Annotated in this window: 11 protein-coding genes; all 11 read left to right on the top strand. The window is 47.3% G+C overall.

What is annotated here, in order from left to right:
- The first annotated feature begins 195 nt into the window (after positions 1-195).
- The 11 genes from EYA81_RS07210 (at position 196) to EYA81_RS07165 (ending at position 16,750) form a co-directional block, all read left to right on the top strand.
- Positions 196-2,001: a long-chain fatty acid--CoA ligase gene (locus tag EYA81_RS07210; RefSeq protein ID WP_117600216.1), complete on the top strand. Its 1,806-nt coding sequence runs from the start codon at positions 196-198 to the stop codon at positions 1,999-2,001.
- Between the two features lie 947 nt (positions 2,002-2,948).
- Positions 2,949-6,068: a SusC/RagA family TonB-linked outer membrane protein gene (locus EYA81_RS07205; RefSeq protein ID WP_117600217.1), complete on the top strand. Its 3,120-nt coding sequence runs from the start codon at positions 2,949-2,951 to the stop codon at positions 6,066-6,068.
- 14 nt (positions 6,069-6,082) lie between these two features.
- Positions 6,083-7,663 (top strand): SusD/RagB family nutrient-binding outer membrane lipoprotein, encoded by a 1,581-nt coding sequence (locus EYA81_RS07200; RefSeq protein ID WP_117600218.1) that lies wholly within the window; start codon positions 6,083-6,085, stop codon positions 7,661-7,663.
- A gap of 126 nt (positions 7,664-7,789) precedes the next feature.
- Entirely contained in the window at positions 7,790-8,875 is a 1,086-nt protein-coding gene (locus EYA81_RS07195; RefSeq protein WP_242496928.1) for a M57 family metalloprotease, read from the top strand.
- Between the two features lie 96 nt (positions 8,876-8,971).
- Positions 8,972-11,422 carry a glycoside hydrolase family 9 protein gene (locus tag EYA81_RS07190; protein ID WP_117600219.1) on the top strand — a complete coding sequence of 817 codons (2,451 nt, stop codon included), beginning with the start codon at positions 8,972-8,974 and terminating at the stop codon, positions 11,420-11,422.
- An 11-nt stretch (positions 11,423-11,433) separates the two neighbouring features.
- A complete protein-coding gene (locus EYA81_RS07185) occupies positions 11,434-12,660 on the top strand; it encodes a DUF5009 domain-containing protein (protein WP_117600220.1) in 1,227 nt (408 codons plus the stop codon).
- A gap of 5 nt (positions 12,661-12,665) precedes the next feature.
- Positions 12,666-14,069 carry a family 10 glycosylhydrolase gene (locus EYA81_RS07180; RefSeq protein ID WP_005830352.1) on the top strand — a complete coding sequence of 468 codons (1,404 nt, stop codon included), beginning with the start codon at positions 12,666-12,668 and terminating at the stop codon, positions 14,067-14,069.
- On the top strand, positions 14,066-14,818 hold the full coding sequence (locus EYA81_RS07175; protein ID WP_117600222.1) for a carbohydrate-binding family 9-like protein: 753 nt from the start codon (positions 14,066-14,068) through the stop codon (positions 14,816-14,818). Before EYA81_RS07180 ends, EYA81_RS07175 begins: the two co-directional genes overlap by 4 nt.
- Before the next feature lie 114 nt (positions 14,819-14,932).
- Complete coding sequence (gene prfB, locus EYA81_RS07170) at positions 14,933-16,048, top strand: peptide chain release factor 2 (RefSeq protein WP_005830350.1); 1,116 nt, start codon at positions 14,933-14,935, stop codon at positions 16,046-16,048.
- Positions 16,049-16,128: 80 nt separating this feature from the next.
- Positions 16,129-16,263, top strand: a complete 135-nt coding sequence (locus EYA81_RS19795; protein WP_005830349.1) for a hypothetical protein — start codon at positions 16,129-16,131, stop codon at positions 16,261-16,263.
- A gap of 19 nt (positions 16,264-16,282) precedes the next feature.
- Positions 16,283-16,750 carry a CYTH domain-containing protein gene (locus EYA81_RS07165; RefSeq protein WP_005834595.1) on the top strand — a complete coding sequence of 156 codons (468 nt, stop codon included), beginning with the start codon at positions 16,283-16,285 and terminating at the stop codon, positions 16,748-16,750.
- The last annotated feature ends 4 nt before the right edge of the window (positions 16,751-16,754 follow it).

Below are 16,754 nucleotides of genomic sequence, written 5' to 3'. Positions count from 1 at the left end.
TGTATATCACCACAAATATATAGATATTTAATATGTTTCTATTGTTTTAATGGTAAAGAAAGTATCTTTTGTGGATAATTTGCTAACGGATGGTCGGATACTTTAAAGGTAAAGTTTGAATAATTACCCGCTAATATCAAATTAGTTTCAAATGAAACCACTACCTTTGTACCGTATTTACCAATATCAAAAGTTATGACTTATCATCATTTATCTGTCCTGGTGCACCGCCAGGCAGAGAAGTATGGAGACAAAATAGCCCTGAAATACAGGGACTATGAAACTGCACAATGGATACCCATCTCTTGGAAAGAGTTCTCACAGACTGTACGCCGGACTGCCAATGCAATGGTGGCTTTGGGAATAGAGCCACAAGAGAATATCGGTATCTTCTCGCAGAATAAACCCGAATGTCTCTTTACTGATTTCGGTGCATTCGCCAACCGGGCGGTGACTATACCTTTGTATGCTACCAGCTCACCGGCCCAGGCACAGTATATCATCAACGATGCACAGATACGTTATCTGTTTGTAGGCGAGCAGTTCCAGTACGATGCCGCTTTCAGCGTGTTCGGATTTTGCCAGTCTCTGCAGCAGCTCATCATCTTCGACCGTGCTGTGGTGAAAGATCCGCGCGACATGACTTCCATCTATTTTGATGAATTTATGGCAATGGATGAAGAGTTGCAGCACAATGCCATTGTAGAAGAACGTACAGCAGCTGCCTCAGATGATGACCTCGCCAATATCCTTTATACTTCCGGTACTACCGGTGAGCCGAAAGGTGTCATGCTCCATCATTTCAATTATAGAGAGGCTTTCCGCATTCATGATATCCGATTGCCTTTCATGACAGACCAGGATGTTTCCATGAACTTCCTTCCGCTGACCCATGTATTCGAAAAGGCATGGACCTACCTTTGTATACACCGGGGAGTGCAGGTCTGCATCAATCTCCGTCCACAAGATATCCAAACTACTATTAAAGAGATACGCCCTACACTGATGTGCAGTGTACCCCGTTTTTGGGAGAAAGTCTATGCCGGTGTGCAGGAGAAGATTTCCCAGGAAACCGGTCTGCGTAAGGCGATGATGTTGGATGCCATCAAGGTGGGCAGGACGCATAACATTGATTATTTGCGCCAAGGAAAGACTCCTCCGATGATGCTTCATCTGAAATACAAGTTCTACGAAAAGACCATTTATGCTCTGCTGAAGAAGACGATAGGTATTGAGAACGGTAATTTCTTCCCTACGGCAGGTGCTGCTGTGCCCGATGAAATCTGCGAGTTTGTGCATTCTGTAGGTATAAACATGGTGGTGGGCTATGGTCTGACGGAATCTACGGCTACCGTTTCCTGCTTCCTCAACGAAGGCTATGAGATTGGTTCCGTAGGTACGGTGATGCCTGATGTGGAGGTGAAGATTGGCGAGAACAACGAGATACTTCTTCGTGGTAAGACTATCACTACCGGCTACTACAAGAAACCGGAGGCAACGGCTGCTGCCATCGACCGTGACGGTTGGTTCCACACGGGTGATGCCGGTTATTTGAAGGATAGCCATCTGTATCTGACGGAGCGTATCAAAGACTTGTTCAAGACTTCCAACGGAAAATACATTTCACCGCAGGCATTGGAAACGAAGCTGGCTATTGACCGTTACATTGACCAGATTGCTGTCATTGCCGATGAGCGTAAGTTTGTTTCCGCTTTGATAGTTCCCGTTTATGGCTTTGTGAAGGATTATGCCAAGGAGAAAGGCATTGCATACAGCAATATGGATGAGTTACTGCAACATTCCAAGATACAAGCGTTGTTCCGTGCCCGTATCGATACCTTGCAGCAGCAATTTGCCCATTATGAGCAAGTGAAGCGTTTCACGCTTCTGCCGGAACCATTCAGCATGGAGCGTGGGGAACTGACGAATACGCTGAAGCTGAAACGTTCTGTTGTGGCAAAGAACTACAAGGAGCTGATTGACAAGATGTACGAGGAATAGATTTCCATTTGTTTGTTTTTGAACCGTCCGACTTGGAGTGAATTATTTTCATTCCGGGCCGGACGGTTTGTTTTATGTATGGACTTGCCCTTGGCAGATAGGACTCTCGAGTATGTGCACGTTAGTTAGGCTTAAAAAACAGCCTGGTAGATAAATGGGGATTTATCATTTCAAAACAGCTTCTTCAAAGATAAAGGGGAAGAACCGTTTGTCATCTGTCACGGGATTCAAGCACGTAGTCCGGAACGCTCCCCTTGTTCAGTCCGTCTTTCCCCGTTGCTTTATCCCTCAAACGCTTGGTGTCTGTCCCCGAAACAGCCTTTGTTCATTGTCGGCTCACTCGGGTGAACAAATCAGCTCACTATGGTGAACAACTCCGTTCACTATAGTGAACGAGTCAGACCACTATAGTGAGCCGCTCAGAAACTCAAAGCCTCTATAAGACAAAGAAGCGGACACAACAAGAGAAAAAAGGGGACGAGACAAGAGAAAGCAAGGGAACGGGACAGACCGAACACCGGTGAGGGCAAAATTTGCCCTCACCCTTTTTATTTGCCCTCACTCACCCATGTAATGCCGATGAACAGGGCGGTTCGGGAAGTGAGTGAGGGCGGTGAGGGCAACATTAAGAAAATCGTATTAGTTTTTCCTTCTTCTTCCGAACCCGATTAACTTTTATTAGCAAAGAAACTTCTGTTTCTCGATAGGGTTGCGGTTCTCTACCCGGTTTTATATACGAAGCTTAAAAAGAAATCTGCAGAATAAGAGACATTTTAATAAGCTCGAGTATTAACCGTAACATTCTAATAGCCTATGTAGCATACAAAAAGAAACAAATGAGATTGACATTCAACCCTGCTTGTCAATCGGAAAGACAGACCCCATCAGAATCTGTTTATTAACTTAACACACATTTAATCTAATATTTATTTTCCGAAAAACAGCTTATGAAAAAAAGAATTATGCTGACCTTGGTTTGCCTGCTGGCAGCCATCGGTTGGGTAGCAGCCCAAAATTCCCCCATTACCGGTATCGTTATTTCAGCTGAGGACAATGAACCGATTATCGGAGCTTCCGTATTGGTAAAAGGAAGCACTACCGGAGCCGTAACAGACTTAGACGGCAAATTCACTATTACAGATGCGCCCGCAGGTGCGAAAATCCTGCAAGTGTCTTTCGTAGGTATGATAACACAAGAAGTTCCCGTCACTCCGGGGACGATAAGAGTCACATTGAAGAATGATGCCAAATTGCTGGACGAAGTGGTGGTAACGGCATTGGGTATCGCAAAGAAAGAAAAATCACTGACCTACTCTACCCAGGTGGTGAACGGTGATGAACTGGCACGCGTGAAAGACCCCAACATGATGAACGCATTGGCCGGTAAGACGGCAGGTGTGCAGATCAATAAGAGTTCTTCCGGTCTGGGAGGTTCTTCCAAAGTGATTATCCGTGGTAACCGTTCGGTAAGCGGAAGTAACCAGCCGCTCTATGTGATAGACGGTGTGCCGTTCGGCTCTTCCACCAACGAAAGTACGGCTACTACCATCGGCGGAAACAACGACAGCGGTAACTACGACCGTGGAGACGGTATTTCCAATCTGAACCCCGATGATATTGAAAGTATGAACATACTGAAAGGTCCTGCCGCAGCTGCCCTTTACGGTAGTTCGGCTGCCAATGGTGTGGTGATTATTACCACTAAGAAAGGAAAGGAGGGACGCGCCAGTATCAGTTTCAACTCAAGTACGACGATTGATAATGCGGCTTATGGCATTCCCGAGTTTCAAAACCATTATACAGGTACTGGTCAGAGTTGGGGTAGTAAAATCAACGGTAGTCCCGATTATGCCGACGAGTTCTTCAGAACCGGTGTAACTACTATCAACTCTCTTTCTTTGAGCATGGGTTCGCAGGCTATGCAGACTTATTTCTCGTATGCCAATACTGTAGGAAAAGGAGTGGTAGAGAATAATCGTCTGATGAAGCATAACTTCAACTTCCGCGAAACTGCCAATTTCTTGAATAACAAGTTGACTATTGATGCTAATATTAATGGTATGTACCAGCGTGGTAACAACCGTGTAACTTCCGGTGGTTACTACATGAATCCTTTGGTAGGACTTTATCACTTCCCACGTGGTGGAGTAGAAGGGGGCAAGGACTTCAACTACTATAAAGAGAACTATCAAGTACTTAATCCGTCTCGTAATATGATGGATCAAGCTTGGTACCAGAATGCCAGTGTAGGTGCAGGTGACTTTGAGCAGAATCCATATTGGTTGATTAACAAAGTTCCTAATGAGGATACCCGTTATCGTGCCATGTTTAATCTGAGTGTAAAGTATCAGTTTAACAAACTCTTTAGCCTGCAAGCCCGTGGTAGTGCAGACTTTATCAACGACAAGAATGAGACGCATATGTATGCCGGTACCAGCTCTATCTTGGCGGGTCTGAACGCCCAGCAGACGGGTTCCAATGGTCGTTATATCTATGGTGAAGGCAGTGAACTGACCACTTATGGTGATATTCTGTTTACTTATCAGCAACAATTCGAGAAGTTTAGCGTGAATGCATCGGTCGGTGCCAGTATAAATGACTATACCGGTAGAGGTACGGGATTTGACTCCTATCCGGGTACGCTTTCCATTCCGAATGTATTTGTAATAGGTAATGTGGATGTGAACGGAGGTCTTCCGAGCGATTGGAAGACTCACACGCAGTCGCAATCAGTATTCTTCACCGGACAGGTAGGCTTTATGGACCAACTTTACCTGGATGTCACTGCTCGTAATGATTGGACTTCCACACTTGCATTCACTAAATACAAGAACAAAGGTTTCTTCTATCCGTCGGTAGGTGTGACTTGGTTGCTCAACGAAACGCTGAAACTACCCGAATGGATTGACTTGGGTAAAATTCGTGGTGCATGGTCGCAAGTGGGTAACGGATTGAGTTCTTATATTTCTCATCCACTCAATTCTATTAGCAAAAATGGTAATGTAAACTTTAATACTACTGCCCCGTTTGACGAACTGAAACCGGAAAGAACTACTTCTATAGAATTCGGTACGGAATGGCGCTTCTTCAATAGCCGTTTGGAGTTTGACTTTACCTATTATAAGACAAGTACCAAGGATCAGCTTTTCAATCTGCCGGCTCCTACCGGTTCTTCTTATGCGCGTTATTATGTCAATGCCGGTGAAATCCAAAACAAGGGTGTGGAAATTGTGCTGAATGCCACTCCGGTGATGACTAAGGATTTCCGTTGGAAAACAGGTGTGAACTTTGCCACCAACAAGAATGAAGCAATCAAACTGGTGGATGAACTTGACCGTTTTATGTTCAACGGTGGTGAAAGTAATAATGTATGGAGTTATCTGGAAGTGGGCGGCTCGTTCGGTGATATTTATGGTACTACGTTTGTACGCGATGACAATGGCAAGATTCAGTATGAGAAGAAAGAAGTGGAAATTGACGGAACGAAAGAGACCATGACTATTCCAATGGTCAATAAGGATCCCGTGAAGCTGGGCAATTCCAGTCCTGACTTCAATTTGGGATGGAGCAACACCATCACTTGGAAGGACTTTTCTCTTTACTTCTTGATTGATGGACGGTTTGGCGGTGATGTGATGTCATTGACAGAAGCTGACTTGGATCAACAAGGTGTAAGCAAGATATCGGGTGATGCCCGTGACCGTGGGTACATTATGTTGGAAGGAACCCGCATCGACGGTGGAAAAAACAACCGGAATATTCAGGAATTCTACAATGTGGTGGGCGGACGTGCCGGTGTGACAGAACACTATATGTATGATGCTACCAACATCCGTCTGCGCGAATTGTCACTCTCTTACTCATTGCCGCAAGCACTGCTTGCCAAAACCGGCTTCATCAAAGGGCTACAAATTTCTTTGATAGGGCGCAATCTGTTCTTCTTCAAGAATAATGCTCCTTACGACCCGGACGGTCTGATGTCTACCAGCAATCGTTTGCAAGGTGTCGATGTATTCGGTATGCCGACTAATCGCTCGTTTGGTTTCAACTTGAAGGTTAACTTTTAAATGATTTAGCAAATATGAAGAAATTTATAAAATATACAGGTATTGCTTTTTTAGCAGCCTCTTTCCTTACTGCTTGTACGGGAGCTTTTGAAGATATGAATACAAATCCCAAAGGGGTTACGGACGAAGAACTGAAACAGGACGGTAATTATATAGGTGCTCATTTTGTACCTATGATGAAGTCGGTTTATTACAATACCAGCGGTGGAAACTGGGAATTCCAGTTGACGCAGAACTTGCATGCCGACATGTTTTCCGGCTATATGTCAAGTATCAATCCCTTTAATGGCAATGTCAATAATATGACTTATTCCATGAATGCCGGTTGGAACGATTACTGCTGGGATTATGCTTATAATACGGTCATGTCGGAATGCCTGAAGGCACAGAAAAAATGTGCGGAAGACCCGGATACCTATGCTCACTTCAATGCCATCAGTACCATTATCCGCGTGCTTGCCATGTCGCGTACGGCTGACCAATACGGTTGCATCATCTATTCTGAATATGGCAAGTCGGCCACCGGAGGTAAATACGATGCCGGTGATGTGGTCTATAAAGCTTTCTTTAAGGAATTGAAAGAGGCTGCGGATGTATTGCGTGACGCTCTGACGAAATCAGTGGTAGGTTTTGGTGCCTTCGACCTTGCCTATGGTGGAGACCTTGCCAAGTGGGCCAAGCTGTGCAACTCTTTGCGTCTTCGTTTAGCTATGCGTGTAGTGAAGTTTGATGCCGTTTGGGCGCAGACAGAAGCTGAAGCTGCCATGAGCGATTCTAATGGTCTGATTGAAACCAACGATGGCAACCTCAAATTCTCTGGTAAAGGCTATACTAATCCGTTGACAACTTTGGTTGCATGGGGCGATTGCAGTTTGAATGCGAATATGACTTCTATCTTGGGCGGTATGAACGATGCTCGTTTGAAGCTGATGGCCAATGAAATAGATGGTAAAGTCGTTGGTTTTAGAACAGGTGTTGATATTCCGGGTGGTTTTAAAGACGTGGCTTTTGGCAAGGTAAGTTCGCCTGCTACAAAAATTGATGAAACGATTCCTTTGGTTACTGCCAGTGAAACGCTTTTACTGGAGGCCGAGGCTGCTTTGCGTGGTTGGAACGTTAACGGCAAAGGAACCGCAAAAAGCCTTTATGAAAGAGGGGTACAGACTTCGTTCGAACAATGGGGAGCAGTTATTGGAAACTACCTTGAAGGTGAAACTCCTGCAACTGACCATAACGATAATTTGTTGCCGACAGCTTCTACAAAAGCTGTCAGCAAGGTGACAGCCAAGTGGAACGATGCTTTGAGCAACGAAGAGAAGTTTGCCAAGATTGCCACACAGCGCTGGATTGCTATCTTCCCCGAAGGTATCAACGGTTGGGCCGATTATCGTCGCACAGGTTATCCTAAGCTTTTCAAGAACGATGTTAACTATAGCCAGGGAGAGATTGACACGGATTTGGGACCTCGTCGTCTGCCTTTCACATTGGCTGAGAAAACTACTAATCCCGACTATGCGGATGCGGTTTCCAAATTGGGTGGTCCTGATAATGCGGGTACTCGTGTATTTTGGGATATAGATAAACCGAACTTCTAGGCTAATCGTATCATAGATAAAAGAGTTCTGGAAAAAATAATCTTTGATAAATGAAAATAGGGAGAAGTCTGAGATATGTTTCTCATACTTCTCCTTATACAATATTTGATATTATACTTGATTTTTATGAATGCAAAATATATTCGGAACAGTTTATTCATATTGTGTTATTCAATGTTTTTAGCATTAACAAGTGCTTGTGATAATGGATTAGAAGCAGTTAGCTTTGAAAAACAAAAGCCACAACGACCCGCCTCTATCGGAGATGATATGTGCATAATCCAATCACTTGGATTTGATACTTTAGATGTAGTAAAACTAAAATCAGGATATCTGATTCAAGGTGATATATATATAGAAAAAAGTAAACTTGTTGCTTATGGTCAGCCACAAACAAGACAAGCTTATCATACTACCGGTTTAATTGGTCACCCCAAACAAAGAGCGATTACCGTTGGTGTTGATAGCTCGATACCTGCATCAGGTGTAGATGATTGGCGAGATGAAATACAGGAAGCCATCAATCTGTGGAATCCTCTGAGTAACCTTAAAATGACTTATACTACAGCTGCTAATCCGGATATACTTATCCGTAGTGATGCCAGCACTCCTTTACCGAACAATGCTATTGCGGCAGGCTCTTGGCCTATGAACGGAAAACCAGGTCCCTCTATTTGGATAAACTTGGATTATGATTATAACAAAACCATTCCAAGACTTCAGAAGATATACAATATGGTGCATGAGTTGGGACATTGCTTTGGTCTAAGACATACAAATTGGAAATCAAGGAATGAATCTAACGCTTATGACATTTATGGAACGCCTGATTCTGATTCCTATTCTGTGATGAATGGAGGAACTGCCGAATATCAATGGTCTGGGTTTAGTGAGGGAGACAAGAAAGCTATTGAATATTTGTATCCATCTACTTTTACTGCAGATTTTGTGGGTTATCCTCAAGAAGTGAAGCATTGGGGAGTTGATGTATATAGGTTGAGCGTTCGAGGCAGTCATCCGATTGTTAGTTATGAAGACTGGAGTATGTCTGGTGGATGGGTCGTCCGTATTAATGATGATTCAGCGGATGTCGTTTTTGGAAGTCCATATACTTCTGCTGCTTATGTTACATTCACAACTATTTATGGAGAAAAGTATATCTTAACTAGGTGGTATACAGAACAAATCCCCAATTTGTCACGTATTGACTAATTTGGTGTTTTATAGAAGGGGAATTCTTAACTTAGCACAATCAGGCTACTGAACCCCATTTTTTCAATAGCCTGATTTAATCTTAAAAAATATATTATGAAGAAACTCATGAAACCTCTCTGCTTGTTGACCGGTCTGCTTTGTGCCCCGGCTGTTTTGCTTCATGCCCAAGTAGATGAAAAGTTGAAAGCCGACATCGTCAGCACGGGCTACGTGCACAGTCCGTTGCCGCTCGACGAGACAAAGGCTTTCGAGACATTCGGCTTGAAAAAGAAAGTGTTGGAAACTGTGATGCTGTGTGATATGGAGGATTTCTCCAAATGGTCGCACAAGGGCATCGGTAAGATTGGTTTGACTGACGAACGGAGCAAGTCCGGCAAGTACAGCCTGCGCCTGGAAGCGCCCGCCCATCCGGAAAAGATTCTCGGCTGGGGGTTGGGACGCGGTACTTGCATGGCCTCTTATGATATAGGAGGTGTGAACTGGGAAGGTTACAACCGCCTGAAGTTCTATATCTATCCCACGTGCGAAGGAGCACGCAGCATCTACCTCAACCTTTATGTAGAGAATGACGGAGAAATAAAAGTACCCGACATTTACGGTCGGGAAGGCTACCACGAAATCAATCTGAAAAATAACCAATGGAACGAATGCTTCGTCGAGATGTCTGGACTGGCGCGCGACAAGGTAACCAAGATTTCATTTGCCATCGAAGTGTTCGGCAAAGAACGTACTATGGGCGACTTCCTTCGCTTCGATGTAGATGCCGTGGAACTTCAGAAGGTGGAGAACCCGGAAACCGTAAAAGGCTGGATGCCTGCACAGAACCGCATTATCTTCTCTACTACCGGTTATAGTATAGAGAGCCCCAAAAGCGCCATTGTCAATGTGGAAAAGCACGGCGGACAGTTCCAGTTGAAGGATGCCGCTACGCAGGCCATCGTTTATACCGGTCCTGTTCGTAAGGAAAAGACCGGCCTGGGAGAGTTCGAGACGATAGACTTCTCGGACTTCAAGACACAAGGCCGTTACGTCATTCAGGTAGGGGATGTCACCACCTTGCCTTTCTATATCCATCAGGATGTGTGGGAGGATTCTGCCTGGCGTATGGTGAACTTCCTGTTCTGCGAGCGTTGCGGTTATCCCGTTCCCGGAAAGCACGGGGCTTGTCATAATGACTTGCATGCCACTTACAACGGACATATTATTCCTATAAACGGAGGATGGCACGATGCTGCCGACATGTCCCAACAGACCTTACAGACGGGAGAAATAGCCTATTCCTTGCTCTTGATGGCCGAACGCGCCAAAGAAAAAGGCAATGTCGACTTGTACAACCGCCTGATGGAAGAGGCTTTGTGGGGAATGGACTATGTGATGAAGACCCGGCTGGGCGATGGTTACCGTGCACAGACATGGGGTACCAATCTATGGACTGACGGTGAGGTAGGCACCGACGACGATGCCGGCCGCCGTGAACTGCTTGTCCATAACGGAGCTTTGGAAAACTTCCTGCTTGCAGGAATTGAAGCGTATGCCTCCATGATGGTTGAGAAGGATGAAGCCCTCAGGAGCAATCTGAAAAAGATTGCAAAGGAAGACTTCGGTTATGCCATGAAACGCTTTAATGAGTTGGGCTTTGCCGAACTGATAAAGAAGGGTGGGGGACATGCCGCCATGGCATCCGAAAGCCAGTATCACGCCAATATTTCATGGGCAGCCAGCATGCTCTACAAGCTGACCGGCGAACAGCAGTATGCCGATGAGGCCGTGAAGGCTATCCGCTACACCTTGCAGTGCCAGCGCACCGAACCGCTGAAAGACAAAGACAAGACCTGCGGCTTCTTCTACCGTGATTTGGCCAGGAAGTCCATTGTACACTATACCCACCAGTCCCGCGACTATGCCTATATGGAAGCCCTTGCCGCCCTTTGCGAGACACAGTCCGGCCATGCCGAGTATGAGCAGTGGATTCGTGCCATGAAACTCTATGGCGGTTATCTGAAGAATATCATGAAGTATGTATATCCTTATGGAATGGTGCCCAGTGGCATCTATCACAAAGATGAAGTGAAGGATTCCGCCAACTTCTACGCCGTTCAGGTAGGGATTCGCAGCGGTGCCGATAAGGATTTCGAGGAACAGCTCGAAAACGGTATCCGTCTGGATAAAGAGCATTATTTGCGCATATTCCCCGTCTGGTTCTCGTTTAAGGGAAATATTGCCGTACATTTGTCTACCGGTAAAGCTGCCGCTATCTGTGCCAGGGTACTGAAGGACAAGGAACTGAAAGACATTGCAGAACAGCAGCTCTTCTGGGTTGTAGGCCGGAATCCTTTCGGGCAGTCCATGATTTATGGGGAAGGCAGCAACTATCCGCAGCTCTACACGGCATTGCCCGGAGAAACGGTGGGAGAGATACCCGTAGGCATGCAGTCCTATTTCAATGAGGACGCGCCCTATTGGCCACAGTTCAATACGGCTACTTATAAAGAGGTGTGGGGCTCTTCGGCAGCCAGATGGCTGATGTTGGTTTCTGAATTCTAAAGCAAGATGATATGAGTGACAAGACTGTTTATTCACGGCGCAACCTGGCCATCGACATGCTGAGGGCATTGACCATGTTCATCATGATTTTCGTCAATGACTTCTGGAAAGTGCATGACGTACCCCATTGGCTGGAACATGCCGTCTATGGTGAGGATTTTATGGGACTGGCGGATATTGTATTCCCCTGCTTTTTGTTTGCAGTGGGAATGTCCATACCTTACGCCATTGAGCGCAGATATGCCAAGGGCTTCTCGGCAGAGTCCACCTTGGGGCATATCCTTTCCCGCACCTTTGCCTTGCTGGTGATGGGGGCGTTTATAACGAACTCGGAGTTCCGGCTTTCACCGGAAGCTCCCTATCCGATAGGAGTATACTGGTTCCTGATGGCCATAGGCTTTATCGGTGTGTGGAACCAATATCCGAAACCGGCTTCCGGCACTCAGAAGAATCTTTTCCGTGCTTTTAAAATAATCGGAGTATTGGTTCTCCTTTACCTTGCCTTCACGTTCCGCAATCCGCAGGGAGGTGTATTCGGTGCCTATTGGGGAATATTGGGCTCCATCGGCTGGACCTATCTGGTATGTGCCGTAATCTATATTTTCAGCCGTGACCGGTTGCAGTATCTGCTGCCTGCCTGGGGTGCCTTTATCCTGATATGCCTGCTGGGTACGCCTTTGCGCGAGGGCTTTGGCGGTGAGGCTATCCTTGCCTTTCCCGAACGCAACTTCTATCAGGACATGTTGTCCATCCTGCATATCGGCAACGGGGCTTTGCCCGCATTTACAATGGGAGGTGTCATCCTTTCCATTCTCAGCGCCCGCTATGCCGGCAAGGGTGACGGCTGGAAACTCCGCAATGGGCTGACGGTTGCCGTTCTGCTTCTGCTGGTCGGAATTGGGACACACCATTTCTGGATTGTGGCCAAGATGGGTGGCACTCCTCCCTGGGTGTTCTATGTGACTGCCATTTCCGTGGGGCTCTACACACTGCTCGGCTATCTGGTCAGCCATCAGGTCACAGGTTGGTTCAACCTGATACGCCCTGCCGGAACGGCTACGCTGACCACTTATCTGGTGCCTTATGTCTTCTATGGCTTTGCTGATGTGACCGGTGTTGTCCTGCCGGACTGGTTCACACATGGATTCATGGGGCTGGTCAACTGCCTTTGTTTTGCCTTTGTGGTAATCGGCGTTACGTGGGTGATGGAAAAACTGCATGTTAAACTTAAAATTTAGATAGAATGAAAAAGAGCTTTTTACCTGCATTCTTGCTGCTGTTCCTTGCGCTGGGCATGTTCTCGTGCCAGCAGGGAGCTAAGGAAACAACCAAGGAATATCCCATGTTCTGGACGTGGCTGGACTATCGTCCCGGCATGAACTTCGACTCCATCTGCCAAGTGATGAACGACATCGGCATGGATGGAATTATGCTGAATGCGCCGACTCCCGACGATTACCGGGCTGCTATACCGGTTGCCCATAAACACGGAATCGAAGTGTATGCCTGGTTATGGACCATGAATCTGGAACACGACCGTGACAAGATATTGAAGGAGCATCCCGAATGGTTCAGCGTGAATCGTAACGGCAAGAGCCTGGCAGACACTACCGCCTATGTAGGCTATTACAAGTTTCTCTGCCCGGCATTGCCCGAAGTCCGCGAGTTCATCAAGGAAAAAATCAAGGCCTACTGCGAAGTGGAAGGCTTGAATGGCATTGCCATCGACTATCATCGTTTTGTGGATGTGGTGCTTCCCACCACCTTGTGGCCCCATTATGGCATTGTGCAGGACCGTGAATACGCTGCGTGGGATTACGGTTACCATCCGGAAATGCTCAGGTTGTTCAAGGAGCAGTACGGTTATGACCCCCGCGAGCAGGAAGACCCTTCCCTCGATGTGAAGTGGCGCCAGTTCCGTTGCGACCAGATAACCGAAGTGGCCAATATGATTGCCGAAGTGGTGCACTCCTACGGCAAGACAATGGCTGCCTCCCCGTTCCCCACCCCGAAGATGGCTTCACGCATGGTGCGCCAGGACTGGGGCAAATGGAATCTCGACATCGTGTTCCCGATGGTTTACCATACCTTCTATACGGGCGATGCCAGCTTCATTTCCGACTGTACGGTTGAGAATGTACGCGACAAGAACGATATGACTACACTGTACTGCGGCATGACCGCCACCGACGGCCCGATGATGTTCGAATGCATGGATGCCGCTCTCAACAACGGCGCCCAGGGAATTGCCGTATTTACCATTCATGGACTGCGTTCTCCGGAGGTGAAGAGGCAGTTCAAGGCTTATACGGACAGTGTCAGAGCCGTGCGTGCCGCCAATGGCGGGGTGATAAAGGCTACCCATCCCGAAGTGGCGGATCCCGACCCCTTCAAGCATGAAGGCATTATGAAGCTGATGCAGGAGCGCATGCAGCAAATCATAGCCAAGGCTGCCGGCAAGGAAGAGCCGGCTCCGCTGGCATTGGGCGAGTACAAGGAGGTGGATTCCTATGACGCGACACGCTGCTACCAAGTGGTGGATGAGAATAGCAAGACTACTTTTGACGTGACATTCTATCTTTACGGCGACGTTGTTTCCGGTTGGGATGTAGCAGTAGCAGACAAGGCTTCTACTAATAAGAAATGAAAGGACGTTTTATGATAGTGAGAGATTACGGGAGCAAACTCCTTCTGCTCTTGGTGTTTTCAATGGTAGGCATGGTTTGTTGCAATGCCCAGAGTGGAAAGAGCTTGTCCGTAAAGAAAGTAATGTGTACGGCTTCACCGGAAGGTGAGGCTGTGCCGTCCTTGCTGGACGAGAACGGGATAGAGTTTCAGCCCCTTGATGTGGTCAACTGGAAAGATTATCCCTACAAGCCGGAAGTGAGTTTCCGCATAGCCCATACGGGGCGCGAAATCCTGCTCCACTACAAAGTGAAGGAAGCCAGTGTGCGTGCAGTGGCCTCCGGAGACAATGGCCGGGTATGGGAAGATGCTTGTGTGGAATTCTTCGTATCTCCCGAAGGTGACGACCGCTATTACAATTTCGAATGTAACTGCGCCGGCAGGCTGCTGATTCAGGGAGGTGCAGTCAATGAGCGCCGTCCTACGGCGAGTCAGGAGGTGCTGGGCATGGTGAAACGTTGGAGCTCGTTGGGCGGCGAACCTTTCGAGGAACGTTTGGGCGAGTGCAGCTGGGAACTGGCCATGGTTATTCCCGTTTCCGCTTTCTTCCAGCATTCCGTCGGTTCTTTGGACGGAAAAACAATGAAAGGGAATTTCTACAAGTGTGGTGACAAACTCCAGACTCCCCACTTCCTTTCTTGGAGTCCTATCGGGCTGGAACGCCCCATGTTCCACTGTCCGGCCTTTTTCGGCACCTTGTCTTTTGAATAAATCTTTAGGGTGTTCTGGTGGAATCATTTGCCGTTAGCATTACTTATTGGATTGACAATTGCGGAATTATGTGTTTTTTTATACCTTTGCACTTCCTAAATTGTAAATGCATATATGATTACCGCAGAACAACTGAAAGATATCAAAGAACGTACCGAGGCGTTGAACCGCTATCTGGACATTGAAGGAAAGAAGATACAGGTGGAAGAAGAGCAGCTCCGCACCCAGGCTCCCGGTTTCTGGGACGACCAGAAGGCTGCCGAGGCTCAGATGAAGAAAGTGAAGGGCTTGCAGCAATGGATTTCCGGCTACAATGAGGTAAAGACCTTGACTGACGAGGTACAACTGGCTTTCGACTTTTACAAAGACGAACTGGTGACTGAAGAGGAAGTGGACGATGCCTATGCCAAGGCAATCACTGCTGTCGAGGCCCTCGAACTCAAGAATATGCTTCGCGAGGAAGCCGATCAGATGGACTGTGTGCTGAAAATTAACTCTGGTGCCGGTGGTACGGAGAGCCAGGACTGGGCAAGCATGCTGATGCGTATGTATCTGCGCTATGCCGAGACTCACGGCTATAAGGCCACCATCGCCAACCTGCAGGAAGGAGACGAGGCAGGTATCAAGACTTGTACCATCGAGATTTCCGGCGATTATGCCTACGGCTACCTGAAAGGTGAGAACGGTGTACACCGCTTGGTGCGTGTTTCGCCCTACAATGCCCAGGGCAAGCGTATGACTTCTTTTGCATCCGTGTTTGTCACTCCCTTGGTAGATGATACCATCGAGGTGAACATCGAACCTGCCCGCATGTCATGGGATACCTTCCGAAGTGGTGGCGCCGGTGGACAGAACGTCAATAAGGTAGAGTCCGGTGTCCGTCTGCGCTATCAGTATAAGGATCCATATACGGGCGAAGAGGAAGAAATCCTGATTGAAAATACCGAGACACGAGACCAGCCCAAGAACCGCGAGAACGCTCTCCGCCTTCTCCGTTCCATGCTTTACGACAAGGAACTCCAACACCGCATGGCCGAGCAGGCAAAGGTGGAAGCCGGTAAGAAGAAAATCGAATGGGGTAGCCAGATTCGTAGCTACGTCTTCGACGACCGCCGCGTGAAGGACCACCGTACCAACTTCCAGACCAGTGATGTGAATGGTGTGATGGATGGAAAGATAGACGGCTTTATCAAAGCTTACCTGATGGAGTTTGCAGGAAGTGGCGAATAAATTTTCTCCCTTTCATTTGCATTCTTCCCGAATTTCTTCTTACTTTGTTCATCGTTGAACTTTAAACTATAAAACACACCATGGGAAAAAGTAAAAAGAAAGCAATGCACAGCCAGAAGGAAGAGCAACAAGCCAAGAAAGTGATGATGACGATGGGAGTAATAGCCATTGTATTGGTCATCGCCATGTTTGTGGCTTACTCTTACTGGGGCTGATAAAATCACTGGAAACGACATGCCGCAGGAGATAGAACGGAAATTCCTCGTGACGGGAGAATACAAGCCACAAGCGTATGCACACAGCCGTATCGTACAAGGATACATCAGCAGTGTACGTGGACGGACAGTACGGGTGCGCATCCGCGATGAACGGGGATTTCTCACCATCAAGGGTGCATCCAATGAATCGGGAACCAGCCGCTACGAGTGGGAAAAGGAAATTCCGCTGTGCGAAGCGCGGGAATTGCTGAAGCTGTGCGAACCGGGTATCATCGACAAGACCCGTTACCTGGTGCGCAGCGGACAGCACGTCTTTGAGGTGGATGAATTCTATGGCGAGAATGAGGGACTGACTGTGGCCGAGGTGGAACTCTCCTCGGAAGACGAGCCTTTCGTGAAACCTGCATTCATCGGACGGGAGGTGACGGGAGATGTCCGCTACTATAACTCGCAACTGATGAAACACCCTTTCACCACATGGTAGCAAA

Source organism: Bacteroides sp. A1C1 (assembly GCF_004328515.1).
In the GTDB taxonomy this organism is placed as follows: domain Bacteria; phylum Bacteroidota; class Bacteroidia; order Bacteroidales; family Bacteroidaceae; genus Bacteroides; species Bacteroides uniformis.
This window is presented reverse-complemented; position numbering and strand designations above follow the sequence as displayed.

Coding starts and splice junctions, on each gene's coding strand:
- EYA81_RS07210 (WP_117600216.1), top strand. CDS start 196: ATGACTTATCATCATTTATCTGTCCTGGTGCACCGCCAGGCAGAGAAG.
- EYA81_RS07205 (WP_117600217.1), top strand. CDS start 2,949: ATGAAAAAAAGAATTATGCTGACCTTGGTTTGCCTGCTGGCAGCCATC.
- EYA81_RS07200 (WP_117600218.1), top strand. CDS start 6,083: ATGAAGAAATTTATAAAATATACAGGTATTGCTTTTTTAGCAGCCTCT.
- EYA81_RS07195 (WP_242496928.1), top strand. CDS start 7,790: ATGAATGCAAAATATATTCGGAACAGTTTATTCATATTGTGTTATTCA.
- EYA81_RS07190 (WP_117600219.1), top strand. CDS start 8,972: ATGAAGAAACTCATGAAACCTCTCTGCTTGTTGACCGGTCTGCTTTGT.
- EYA81_RS07185 (WP_117600220.1), top strand. CDS start 11,434: ATGAGTGACAAGACTGTTTATTCACGGCGCAACCTGGCCATCGACATG.
- EYA81_RS07180 (WP_005830352.1), top strand. CDS start 12,666: ATGAAAAAGAGCTTTTTACCTGCATTCTTGCTGCTGTTCCTTGCGCTG.
- EYA81_RS07175 (WP_117600222.1), top strand. CDS start 14,066: ATGAAAGGACGTTTTATGATAGTGAGAGATTACGGGAGCAAACTCCTT.
- prfB (WP_005830350.1), top strand. CDS start 14,933: ATGATTACCGCAGAACAACTGAAAGATATCAAAGAACGTACCGAGGCG.
- EYA81_RS19795 (WP_005830349.1), top strand. CDS start 16,129: ATGGGAAAAAGTAAAAAGAAAGCAATGCACAGCCAGAAGGAAGAGCAA.
- EYA81_RS07165 (WP_005834595.1), top strand. CDS start 16,283: ATGCCGCAGGAGATAGAACGGAAATTCCTCGTGACGGGAGAATACAAG.